The sequence below is a fragment of the Massilia genomosp. 1 genome, assembly GCF_011682185.1.
GTDB lineage: Bacteria > Pseudomonadota > Gammaproteobacteria > Burkholderiales > Burkholderiaceae_D > Telluria_A > Telluria_A rubra.
Genome location: NZ_WHJF01000027.1, coordinates 64,716 through 76,275, shown reverse-complemented (window position 1 = coordinate 76,275; position 11,560 = coordinate 64,716). Strand labels below are relative to the sequence as shown.

The 11,560-nt window shown below is 64.7% G+C and carries 13 protein-coding genes; 9 read left to right on the top strand and 4 right to left on the bottom strand.

Annotated features, from left to right (window positions below; genetic code table 11):
- Positions 1-196 precede the first annotated feature (196 nt).
- The 8 genes from F1735_RS12800 to F1735_RS12765 all read left to right on the top strand — a co-directional run bounded on the left by F1735_RS12800 (position 197) and on the right by F1735_RS12765 (position 6,151).
- Positions 197-751, top strand: coding sequence for a DNA-deoxyinosine glycosylase (locus F1735_RS12800; protein WP_167237283.1), 555 nt, complete (start codon positions 197-199; stop codon positions 749-751).
- Between the two features lie 164 nt (positions 752-915).
- Positions 916-1,092: a hypothetical protein gene (locus F1735_RS12795; RefSeq protein WP_166887466.1), complete on the top strand. Its 177-nt coding sequence runs from the start codon at positions 916-918 to the stop codon at positions 1,090-1,092.
- A gap of 89 nt (positions 1,093-1,181) precedes the next feature.
- Positions 1,182-1,358, top strand: coding sequence for a hypothetical protein (locus tag F1735_RS12790; protein ID WP_167237282.1), 177 nt, complete (start codon positions 1,182-1,184; stop codon positions 1,356-1,358).
- 69 nt (positions 1,359-1,427) lie between these two features.
- Positions 1,428-2,426, top strand: a complete 999-nt coding sequence (locus F1735_RS12785) for an ATP-grasp domain-containing protein (RefSeq protein ID WP_167237281.1) — start codon at positions 1,428-1,430, stop codon at positions 2,424-2,426.
- Positions 2,423-3,307 (top strand): SDH family Clp fold serine proteinase, encoded by an 885-nt coding sequence (locus F1735_RS12780; protein WP_167237280.1) that lies wholly within the window; start codon positions 2,423-2,425, stop codon positions 3,305-3,307. Before F1735_RS12785 ends, F1735_RS12780 begins: the two co-directional genes overlap by 4 nt.
- Positions 3,304-3,825: a MauE/DoxX family redox-associated membrane protein gene (locus F1735_RS12775; RefSeq protein WP_167237279.1), complete on the top strand. Its 522-nt coding sequence runs from the start codon at positions 3,304-3,306 to the stop codon at positions 3,823-3,825. The genes F1735_RS12780 and F1735_RS12775 overlap by 4 nt, the downstream gene beginning before the upstream one ends.
- Positions 3,825-4,391 (top strand): redoxin domain-containing protein, encoded by a 567-nt coding sequence (locus tag F1735_RS12770; protein WP_167237278.1) that lies wholly within the window; start codon positions 3,825-3,827, stop codon positions 4,389-4,391. The genes F1735_RS12775 and F1735_RS12770 overlap by 1 nt, the downstream gene beginning before the upstream one ends.
- Positions 4,388-6,151 (top strand): ABC transporter ATP-binding protein, encoded by a 1,764-nt coding sequence (locus F1735_RS12765; RefSeq protein WP_373888511.1) that lies wholly within the window; start codon positions 4,388-4,390, stop codon positions 6,149-6,151. Before F1735_RS12770 ends, F1735_RS12765 begins: the two co-directional genes overlap by 4 nt.
- Here the strand turns inward: F1735_RS12765 and F1735_RS12760 are convergent.
- From F1735_RS12760 to F1735_RS12745, 4 genes are all read right to left on the bottom strand, one after another.
- Positions 6,148-7,758: an alkaline phosphatase D family protein gene (locus F1735_RS12760; RefSeq protein WP_167237277.1), complete on the bottom strand. Its 1,611-nt coding sequence runs from the start codon at positions 7,756-7,758 to the stop codon at positions 6,148-6,150. The two genes, F1735_RS12765 and F1735_RS12760, sit on opposite strands and share 4 nt — an antisense overlap.
- Before the next feature lie 72 nt (positions 7,759-7,830).
- Positions 7,831-8,331: a cysteine hydrolase family protein gene (locus F1735_RS12755; RefSeq protein ID WP_167237276.1), complete on the bottom strand. Its 501-nt coding sequence runs from the start codon at positions 8,329-8,331 to the stop codon at positions 7,831-7,833.
- 44 nt (positions 8,332-8,375) lie between these two features.
- Positions 8,376-9,557 carry a hypothetical protein gene (locus F1735_RS12750; protein ID WP_229505738.1) on the bottom strand — a complete coding sequence of 394 codons (1,182 nt, stop codon included), beginning with the start codon at positions 9,555-9,557 and terminating at the stop codon, positions 8,376-8,378.
- A 51-nt stretch (positions 9,558-9,608) separates the two neighbouring features.
- Positions 9,609-10,475, bottom strand: coding sequence for an HDOD domain-containing protein (locus tag F1735_RS12745; RefSeq protein WP_167237275.1), 867 nt, complete (start codon positions 10,473-10,475; stop codon positions 9,609-9,611).
- 490 nt (positions 10,476-10,965) lie between these two features.
- Here F1735_RS12745 and F1735_RS12740 point away from each other — a divergent pair, with 490 nt between their 5' ends.
- A complete protein-coding gene (locus F1735_RS12740) occupies positions 10,966-11,544 on the top strand; it encodes a DNA-3-methyladenine glycosylase (protein ID WP_373888510.1) in 579 nt (192 codons plus the stop codon).
- Positions 11,545-11,560 lie beyond the last annotated feature (16 nt).

Sequence of the window (11,560 nt, the reverse complement as noted above, 5' to 3'; positions counted from 1 at the left end):
ACAAGCCGCCGCCGGCGAAATCGGCGCGAACGCTATGAGCGGGAATGGATGCAAAACGGAGCTGCTCTGGGGTAGAATTCATGTCGGGCAAGGTGTGTTCGTGCTGATAGGGTAGGTTTTTAGATAATTCCCATTCTATCAATCACTTACGGCATTCTTGCCCTTTTTTGTGCAAAATTCAGGCTAGAATCGCGCCATGAACGATTTTCAGCTTGCCGATGTCGAACCGGACGAGGCCGCGCTCAAGCGCTGTTTTGCGCCGGTGGTCGATGCGCACACCCGCATTCTTGTGCTCGGCAGCCTGCCGGGCGAGCGCTCGCTCGCGCAGCAGCAATATTATGGCAACCGCCAGAACCGCTTCTGGGCGCTGATGTCCGAGGTCACGGGTGTCGACCTGGTGGCGCTGGACTACGCGGCGCGCCTGGCGGCGCTGCTGGCGCACGGCGTCGGCCTGTGGGATGTGGTGGCGCAGGCCCGCCGCGAGGGTAGTCTCGACAGCCAGATTCGCGGCCATGTGGGCAACGACCTGGCGGGGCTGGTGCAGAGCCTGCCGCAGCTCAGGACGATTGCTTTCAATGGCGGCACGGCGGCGCGGCTGGGAATGAAGGCGCTCGGCGAGCTGGCGCCGCGCTATCGCATCGTTAACCTGCCGTCGAGCAGCCCGGCGTACACGGCGCCGTATGCCGATAAATTGCTGGTGTGGCGTACCTTGGGCGATGATGTGCGTCCCCAGGCGAGCAGCCCGACATAGTCCATGCGCATGCCGGAGCAAGCAAGGTAACCGCTTATGCGATTTGCATTAGACATAGAATAATATTTATCTTGACGCAAGTTTGGCATGCGACTAGGATTTCCTTGCCGCTTTAAGCGGTACACCGTTGGATTGAATTTCGCTATTTTTAGAAAGATACGAAAATGAAAAATCAAAATGGAATGAAAACGTTCGCGTTCAAGCTGGCCGAGAAAAAAACCAAAGAAGCAAAACCGGCGCCGCAGTGGCAAGCGCGCGAAGGCGTCTCCACCGCCGGTTGCTCCGGTCCCGATGCCCGCGGCGACCGCCGTCCGGGCCGCGACAACGGCATCTATTGCTGACCGCTTCGCTGGATAACAAGCCTTGCTCATCGCAGGGCTTTTTTTATCCCTGCTGCTGTCCTCCACGTCACTTTTTGAAAGACCGGTCCATGGAAAAGCAAGACAATACCAAGCTGTTTGCCTTCAAATTGGCAGAAAAGAAAGCCAAGGAGGCCAAGCCAGCCGCGCAATGGACACTGCGCGACGGCGTCGCCAGCGCCGGCTGCTCCGGCGAAGACCAGCGTGAAGATGGGTACTGGGGCCGCGATCTCGGCGTGTGGTGCTGAGCGCCTGACACCAGGCAAGCCCTGCTCTTTCGGGCAGGGCGTTTTCCGTTGACCTCTTCAAAACGGCATATGGCGAAAAAGGTTCTGATTGTCAGTAACAGCGCCGACCTGCACGTCGACCTGCTCATCCCCATCCTGCAAGCGAAAGGATGCGCGGCCTTCCGCATCGACCTGGACGCTTTCCCGCGCGATTACCAGAGCGCGCAATGGTTTGCCGCAGGCAGCCTGCGCCAGTGGATCCGCCACCTGCCGTCGGGCGCGTCGCTCGACCTGGCCGAGGTGGGCGCGATCTGGAGCCGCAAGCCGGCCGAATTCAGTTTTCTCAGTCCCGACCTCGGGGTCCAGGAACGCATCTATGCCAGGGCCGAAACCGAGCAGGCGCTGTTCGGCATGCTCTACACGCTCGACTGCTTCTGGATGAGCCATCCGCTGGCCCTGCGCGGGGCCATGTGGAAGGGCGAGCAATTGCAACGCGCCGCGCGCATGGGTTTTCGTATTCCAGCCTCGCTGACGACCAATTCGCCCGCCGAGGTACAAGCCTTTCGCGCCAGTTTTGATGGCCCGATGATCTTCAAGGCCCTCTCCAGCCCCAATCTCGGGGGCGAGGACCTGGCCGACGATGAGCGCGTGGCGCAGGGCATCGGCACCACCTTGGTCGACGATGCCATGTTCGATCAACTGGACTCGGTCGGCGAACTGGCCTGCCATTTTCAGCAGTACATTCCCAAACGGTACGAACTGCGCGTGACGATCATCGGCGAGCGCGTGTTCGCTGCCAAGATCCATTCGCAGGACGACCAACGCACCGCCATCGATTCGCGCGACATGTCGGCCGCTATCCTGTACGAGGCGACCGTCTTGCCGGACGCGCTGCGCGAGCGCTGCTTGGCGTTCGTGCGCAGCTACGGACTGGCTTACGGCGCGCTGGACCTGATCGTCACGCCCGATGACGAGATCGTTTTCCTGGAGAATAATCCGGTCGGCCAGTTTCTCTACATCGAGCAGTTGATTCCCGCATTGGCCATGCTCGACGCGCTGGCCGACCGACTTGTTGAGGAGTGCGCATGACCCAGTCACACCGTTTCCCCGTGCGCGAGCAGATCAAGGAGATCGAAGCGCTGCGCAACAGCCGCGTGCTGGTGTTCGCCGCCTCCAACCTGGACATGGAGATCCTGCCGGCGCTATATGAACAGTGCCGCGCAATCGGCCCGGTGGCGCGCCTGGACGTGCTGCTGCAATGCCGCGGCGGCATCGTCAACGCGGCGCGCCGCATCGCGCTGCTGCTGCGCCAGTTCAGCGAGCACCTGGCGTTCATCGTGCCGTATCACTGCGAATCCTCGGCCACCATCCTGGCGCTGGCGGCCGATGAAATCATCGCCGGCGACCTGGCCATGTTCTCGCCGATCGATCCGCACCTGCATGGCGGCGCCGACGACGACAGCGCCGCCTCATCGTTCTCGTGCCAGGACATCAAGATGTTCGGCGCCATGAGCGAGGAGTGGTTCGGCCTCAGCTCCGACGAAGCGCGCCTGCAGTCGCTGAGTCTTCTGTGCAACAGCATCTTTCCGCCGACCCTCACCGCGTTTTACCGCACTACCCAGGAAGTGATGCGGATCGGCGAAGAACTGCTGCGCTTTCACATGCCCGACAAACCCGAGGCCACGCGCCAGGACGTGGTCAAGAAACTGATGTTCGGCTATTACTCGCATAACTACGCGCTCACCCGCGAGGAGCTGGCAAAACTGGGCTTGAACATCCGGCGCGAAGCGCAGGTCGAGGAATGCGCCTGGCGCATGTCGCGCCTGCTGCAAACGATCGTCGGCGGCGGCCTGCGCGAATCGGCCGAGGCGCCGTGGAACGATGTGCTGCTGGCCACGCGCGACGACGGCATGCTGCGCGAACATCGCAGCGGCGGCTTCCTGCCGCGCTGGAGCAAGCTGGCCGTATGAGCGCCGCAGCCTACCTCGCGGAGATCATCCGCTTCTTGACCGCCTTGTTGCTCGTGTGCGCCGCCATCGGCAAATTGCGCACGCTGTCCGCATTTACGCATAACCTGGTCGAGTCGTTCGGCCTGAAGCGGCAGGCGGCGGCGCTGCTGGCGCCCGCCGTCATCGTGGCCGAGGCGCTGCTGGCGGGCCTGATCCTGGCCGGCGGCGGCGTCGGCCGCATCGGCATGGCGGCCGCCCTCGTGCTGTTCGTCGTGCTGACGGCGCTGGTCGGCTACCGCTACGTGGTCGAAGGCAGCGTCAAATGCAGCTGCTTCGGCGAGAGCGAACGGCCGGTATCGGGCTACGACTTGCTGCGCAATGGCTTGCTCATCGCCGCCATCGGCGCCTGCCTTGCATTGCCCGGCGCGGCCGCTTTCGGCAAAAAGGAAAGCGTGCTGGCCGCCGCGCTGGCGACGATTGCCACGATCGGCGCCATCGGCTTCCACGATCTTGCCCATGCCTTCAAGCGGAGCGCGTGATGGATAGCGACGTCCTGGCCGTCATCCTGCTGCTGCTGGCGTTGAGCGTGGCGCTGAACCTCAAGCTGTCGTTGCAGCTCTTGAAAGTCGTGAATCATCTCAGTGCGGCCGCAAAGGCGGCATCGATCCTGCCGCTGGGTGAAGCGCTGGACGCCTTTAGCGGCAAACGGCTGGCCGACGGCGCGCCGCTCACGGTGGGCGATGACGGCCAGCCCGCAGTGCTGCTGTTCCTCTCCAGCGCTTGCCCCAAATGCCGCCACAAGCTGCCCGAGATCGCGCGCCTGGCGCCGCTGGCGCGCGAAGCCGGCGTGGCGCTCTGGCTGGTCAGCCTGGAGCCGGCCTGGCGCCTGCGCCGCTTCCTGCAAGCGAGCGCGCTGGCCGGCAGCACCGTGCGCGTGTCCAGCGCCGACTACGGGATGCTCAACCCGCTCATGTCGTCGCCCTCGTACCTGTTCGTCAGTCAGGCCGGCACACTGGACGCGCGCGGCATGATCGGCGACGACGACTGGCGCAGTTTTTGCGAACAGATGGACGAGGCGCCGACGGCGCAAGAGGCAAGCGCGTGAGCCGGGCGTCTCCCCATCTCGACCGCTTGCGCCTGCTGCGCCCCTTCGCCGGCCGCCTGTGTGCGGGCCTGGTGTGCATGGCGGTGACGGTGCTGATCCAGCTGGCCTATCCCAAGGCGCTGTCGTACTTCATCGATAACATCAACGTGAGGAACGACATGGCGTGGTTCAGCTCACTGGCGCTGATCATGCTGGCCGTGCTCGCGCTGCAGGCCGTGGCGGCCACCGCGCGCTATTACATTTTCGAGTCGACCGGCTACATGATCGTCACGCGCATCCGGCGTCAGTTGTACGCGGCGCTGATCGGGCAGCCAATCCGCTTCTACGACAAGCACCACGTCGGCGAACTGAGCAACCGCCTCACGGCCGATGTCGAAATCCTGCACGACACGCTGACCATGGGGATGGCCGTTTCGCTGCGCTGCCTGTGCGTGTTCATCGGCGGCGTGGCGATGCTCTTGATGATTTCGCCGGTCCTCTGCCTGATGCTGGTGATCTTTTTGCCGGCGACGCTGTTCATCGGCAAAATGACGGGCAAGGTGTACCGCAAGCGCGCCAGCCTGATGCAGGACGGCCAGGCCGAATGCGGCAAGGTCGCGCAGGAGCATTTTTCGAATATCCGCCTGGTGCATGCCTTCAGCCAGCAGCGCACCGCGCGCGCGCGCTACGCCGGCGCGACCGAATACGCCTTGTCGCTGTCGGTGTCGAGCAGCGCGCTGTTTGCGCTGTTTCGCGGCGGCTCGTCGTTCCTGGTGTACCTCGCGCTACTCGGTACCTTATGGTTCGGCGCGCGCCTGATCGGACAGGGCGCGCTGTCGGTGGGCGACCTGACCGCCTTTATCCTGTACGCCAGCATGGTAACCGAAGCGGCCGGCGCCATCGGCGAATTCTGGAACGCGTGGATGCGCACCATCGGTGCCACCGAATGGATCTTCAACGTCATCAACACCGAACGCGCGCCGCAAGCCGCGCCGGGTGACGAGGTGCGCTTGCAGGGCAAGCTGGCATTCGAGAACGTGGTGTTTGCGTATCCCGAACGGCCGGATACGCCGGCCTTGAACGGCATCGACTTTTCCATCGCCGCCGGCGAAACGATTGCGCTGGTCGGCGCATCCGGCGCCGGCAAGTCGACCATCGCCAGCCTGATCCTGGGTTTCTACCAGCCCGACAGCGGCAGCATTTTGTTCGACGGCGTCAATGCCAGCGCCATGACGCTGGCGGGCATGCGCAGCAAGCTGGCGATCGTGGAGCAGGAGCCATCGCTGTTCTCGGGCAGCATCTTCGAGAACATCGCGTTCGCGGTGGCCGAACGGGAAGTGACGCTGGACGAAGTGAAGGCGGCGGCCAGGCTGGCCTATGCCCACGATTTCATCAGCGCCTTCCCGGACGGCTACGACACCGTGGTCGGCGAGCGTGGGGCGCAACTGTCCGGCGGGCAGAAACAGCGCATCGCGATTGCGCGCGCCCTGTTGCGCGATCCGCGCATCCTGATTCTCGACGAAGCGACCAGCGCGCTCGATTCGGCCAGCGAACTGCAGGTGCAGCGCGCCCTCGACACCTTGATGCAGGGGCGCACCACGATCATCATCGCGCACCGCTTTTCCACCATCGTCAAGGCCGACCGCATTTTGGTGCTGGAGCAGGGCAGGCTGGCGCAGCAGGGCACGCACGCGCAACTGGTGGCGCAGCAGGATGGCGCGTACTTCCACCTGATGCGCCATCAGCTGGCCCGGGCCGGCACGCAATCGGCAGCTGCTTAAACTCCCGCTGGCGGCAGCGTTTTGCTGAACTGCGATACGCCATTGAGGTCGAACAGCTCGACCTTCATCGCTTTCGACTGCGGGTCGATATTGACTTCGCCGAAGAACTGGTAGCCGGCGAACGGCGACGAATTCTGGATCGGCGGCGCCTTGGCAAACACCTCGGTCGGTCCGAACGTCATATCGAGCTTGCCCGGACCGAAGGCGCCGGCATTCATCGGGCCGGCCACGAATTCCCAGAACGGCGCAAAATCGGTGAAGTGCGCCCTGGCCGGGTCGTAGTAATGGGCTGCGCAGTAATGCACGTCGGTCGTGATCCAGACCACGTTCGGCACCGCCTTGATGCCCTTGAGCAGGCGCGCCATTTCCAGCTCGCGTCCCGAGGCCGGCCCGCTCACGCCATTGGCCACCGCTTCCCACAGCGCCACCCCTTTGGCGTCCTTGCCGTCGGCCACTTCCAGCCCGATCGGCATGTCCGACGAGATGACCTTCCAGGTCGCTTTCGAGGCGCCCAGTTCGGCGATCAACCAGTCCACCTGGGCCGAGCCGAGGATGGCCGACCTGGCGTTTTCTTCGCTCTGCAGGTTGCTGCTGTTGGGACCACGGTAGCTGCGCATGTCGATCACGAACACGTCGAGCAGCGGGCCGTAGCCGATGCTGCGGTAGATGCGCTGGGGCTCTGCCTGTTTGTAAAAGCGCATCGGCGCGTATTCCAGGAAGGCGCGCCGGCCACGCTCGGCCAGGGTGGCGACGTTCTTTTCCTTGTAGCGCGCGTCGGCCGTCAGGTCCTTGGCGCCGCTGTAGTTGTTGGTCACTTCATGGTCGTCCCACTGCCAGATCTGCGGCACTTGCGCGGCGAATGTGCGAAAGTTCAGGTCGAGCGTGTTGTACGAATGGCGACCACGGAATTCCTTGAGCGTTTCGGCGACCTTGCTGACCTCTTCGGTCACGATGCTTTTCCAGATCTGGCCATTTTCGGCCTTCGCTTCGGCCGCGATCGGGCCGTCGGCGTAGACCGTGTCGCCGTTATGGATGAAGAAATCCGGATCGCGCTTGCGCATCGATTCGTACATGCGCACGCCGCCGAAATCGGTGTTGATGCCCCAGCCCTGGCCGGCCTGGTCGCCGCTCCAGTGGAAGCGGATGGCGCGCTTGCCGTCCGCCTGCGGCATGGTGCGGAACTGGCCCGCGACGGGCTCGCTCTCGATACGGCCATTGGCCGGGTCGATGTACTTCACGCGCACGAACACGGTCTGGCCGGCAGGCAGGCCCGACAAGTCCACGCGCGAGGTGAAGTCGGTCGCTTCGGTGGCGGTCGGGCCAACAATGCGGCTGGCGTTGGTGAAGCGCTCGCTGGTGTCGTATTCCACGATCATTTGCGCGGTGCGGTCGCTGCGGCTCCAGATCACGGCGCGTTCGCCGGTCACGTCGCCGAACTGGATCCCCGAGGGCAGCTTGGGCCGTTCGGCGTCGCTGGTGACGATGGCCGGGGCAGGCGAATCCGAACCGCCGCAGGCCGACAGCAGCAGCGACCCATTGAGGGCCGTGCCGCCGGCGATGATGCCGCCGCGCGTGAGGAAACCGCGGCGTGAAAGTGTTGAGGTCATGAAGGCTCCAGTGAAGAATGGCTGGAAGTCTAGAGCCTGTTTATGACCTATTGATGAATTGCTAACGGGAAATCATGTGGCGCCGGCCCGGGCGCGCAGCCCGCCGGCGCGGCGCGCCGGGCCGGCGTAGTCGGTGCGGGCGAAGGCGAAGCAGGCGTCGGCCACCACGGTGGTGTCGAACCCCAGGTTGCCGGCGCTGCGCGCGCTGCCTTCGACTGAATTGTTGGTGCTCACGCCGGCCATGACGAGGCGCGTGATGCCGCGCACGCGCAGCCAGCGTTCGAGGCCCGAATGGATGAACGCGTCGGGCACGTTTTTCTCGACCACGTGTTCCAGCGCCAGCGGCAACAGCGCATCCTGGAATTCGGCGCCCGGCTGGCCGGGCCAGAACAAGCTGCCCGGCGTGCGCGACATGTGGCGCACGTGGACCACCGGCGCATCGACGGCGCGCCACGCCGCCAGCAGGTCGGCGATGCGCGCCCCAGCCTGCGGGTTGTTACGCTCTCCCGCGGCCGGATTGGCCATGGCTTTTTGCATGTCGATGATGATCAAGGCTGGCAGGTCGGTGCGCATGCGGGCTCGTTGAAGAATGGACGAGCGTCGATTATGGTGGCGCCTTAATAAGCGCGCTGGCGCTGGCCGATCTGCGAGCGCAGGAAGGCCAGCTTGGCCGAATAGCGCTCGCTGGCCGCGTGCGTGGTGCTGTTGTCGAGCGCCAGCGCCAGTTCGTCGCGCGCGGCGTTCGCTTCGCCCAGGCGCCAGTGCGTCATCGCGAGCCAGAAGTGGAATTCGTGGTTGAAGGGCGCGCGCCGCACTTCCTTGTTGAGCAGCTCGCGCGCCTCGGCGTAGCGCAGCTCTTCCAGCGCCTTCATCGCCAGGTGGAAGTAGTGGTAGGGCGGGGTCGGCTCCAGGGTGGCCAGGCGCGCCGCCAGCGCCTTCGACTCCGCTTCCTTGCCCAGTTTCGACAACACCGGCACCAGGTTGTGCATGGCGATCGTGCTTTCGGGCTCCAGGGTCAGGGTGGCCTTGAAGGCGCGTTCGGCCAGCGCATTGTCGCCGTGGCGCTGGTAGATCACGCCCAGGGTGTTGTAGGGCGTGGAGTAGGTCGGCAGGTGCAGCACCGCCGCGCGCGCCCACCAGTAGGCCTGGTCGAGATGGTTCTCGGCCAGCGCTTCGGCCGCGCGGTTATTCATGAACATCGCTTCGATCATGCGCTCTTCGATCACGTGCGTGTTGTAGCGCGCGCTGTCTTCGGGCGGCAGGAAGTCGATCGTGATCATGCGCTCTTCGCCGCCCAGGGTGCGCGCCTGCACCGTGCGCCGCTTGCCCATCGAGAGGTTGACGTGGGTGCTGGCGAAATACAGGCCGCCGCTGCGGGTCCAGGTTTCGTCGATCATCACGTCCTGGTACTGCACTTCCAGCCCCAGGTGCTTGGCGAAAGCGGCCGTCATGACCACCAGCGACAGGCAGTTGCCCATGCGCGCATCGAACGTTTCGGCGGCGTTGCGGGTGACGCTGGCGTCGTATTCGAGTTTCAGCTCGCCCTTGGTGTAGAGCGCCTCGACCAGGCCGCGCTCGGGCCCGAGCCGGCGCAGCACGCCGTGGAACTCGGGGCTGTCGAGATAGGCGCGCATGGCGGGACTGAGCACGAACAGCTGGTCCGGGCCGACCGCCGCCGGCGCCGGCGTGAAGGTGGCGTCGCTCAAGACCGCCGGCAGCGGGGGCGGCACGCGCACGCTGGCGCAGCCGCTGCCCAGCAGGGACAAGGTAAGGATGGCCAAGCTGGCAAGGTGTCGCATCGATGCCTCCTCAAGTCTGACTTTCAGTATCGTCGTCGAAACGCGGAAAGTCTAGTTCTCGTGCTCGCCGTGGAAGGAGTCGTGCAGCTCGTCGAGCAGGTCGGTGATGTCGTCGTCGGACAGGCCGAGGTAAGCGCTGGCGCGGGCGCCGCCCTTGTCCCATTCGAGCGAGCCGCCGTGGCCCTGGTACTGCTGGATGGCGCTTTCGGCCAGCAGCGACAGCGCCACCAGGGCGCGCACGGCGTCGTCGGTGGCCTCGTCTTCGAGCACGCTGTAATCCTGGTGGTGCAGGATGGCCCAGGCCACTTCGCTCGACAGGCCCCAGTTGCGCGCCAGCAGGCAGCCGATGGCGGCGTGGTTGGTGCTGTGGCGTTCATCTTCGAGCGCGGTGAACGGGCGCAGCGGGTCGTTGGCCGCTTCGGCGAAGGTGGCGGCGTAGGCGGGAAAGCGCTGCATCAGCAGCGGCACGCCGGTGTCGCAGAACAGGCCGAAGGTGTGCGCCACGTCGGCTTCGCCGATGCGCAAGCGGCGCGACAGGTACACCATGGCCTGGGCGCGCCGGGTCGACAGGTCCCAGAAACTGGCCAGCGAGGCGTGGTCGGTGCCGATGCTGCGGCGTGCCAGCAGGCCCGTCATCAGGGCCGCGACCTGGTTGATCCCCAGGAAAAGAATCGCCTGCTCGATCGACTTGGCCTTGCGCTTGCCGCCGTAAAAGGAGGAATTGGCCAGTTTCAGCAGCGCCCCGGACATGCCGACATCGCTGGCGATAATGCGTCCGATGGTGGCCGGCGACGGATCTTCCGACATCAGTTCGCGCTGCAGGTCGGCCAGCAGGCTCGGACGTGGCGGTATCCGGATCGACTTGATCAGGGCATCGACCGGGTCGTCGGCAGTGGTGGCTAGGGCTGAATTGCTCATATGATATCGAAGATTAATTTCCGCGTGGAATCTCTTGCAATGCGTCACTATAAACCAGTCTGCCTCGCAGCGGCTCATCTTGTCTCAATCAAAAAAGAATCTTTCTTCAGTGTTGGCCCGCCGTCACACATCGCCTGGCCACACTGGCAGGCTTGCCTCAAAACCACCCCCAACCCCTGGTGTCAGGTCTGACATTCGGACACGAGCTCGTCACTGGTAATGCTGAGCTCGTGTCCGAATGTCAGACCTGACACCAGGGGGCTGACACCAGGGGGCTGACACCAGGGGGCTGACACCAGGGGGCTGACACCAGGGGGCTGACACCAGGGGGCTGACACCAGGGGGCTGGTAATGCTGAGCTCGTGTCCGAATGTCAGACCTGACACCGGGGGGGACACCGGGGGGGGGGGCAGACACCCGGGGGGCAGTAAAACCAAGCCGCACTGTCCGGCAAACGGACAGCGGGGGAGTTTAGGTAGAATTGTTTCCTATGAAAATGCAGACAACACCGCAGTTGGCGGGTATCGATTTTGGCGCGCCGTCGCCCGAGGTGGCGCGCCGGCTGGTCGGCGTGAAACTGCTGGTCGATGGCGTGGGCGGGCGCATCGTCGAAACCGAAGCCTATGACCGCGACGATCCGGCTTCGCACAGCTTTTCCGGTCCCAGCGAACGCAACCTGGCCATGTTCGGCCCGCCCGGGCACGCCTATGTGTACCGCTCCTACGGCATCCACTGGTGCCTGAACTTCGTCTGCCGCGAGGAGGGCCACGGCGCCGGGGTGCTGATCCGCGCCATCGAGCCACTCGAGGGCATCGCGCTGATGCGCGAGCGGCGCGGCGTGGACGATCTGCGCCTGCTGTGCTCCGGCCCCGGCAAGCTGTGCCAGGCGCTGGGCGTGACCCGCTTCCACAATGCGCTGGCGCTGGACGCGCCGCCGTTCGCGCTGCTCGCCCCCGCCACGCCGGCCGTGCTGGTGGCCGGCCCGCGCATCGGCATTTCCAAGGCCATGGACCTGCCCTGGCGCTTCGGCCTGGCCGGGTCGCGCTTCGTGAGCCGGCCTTTCCGCTAACAGTTTGCGCCAGCGC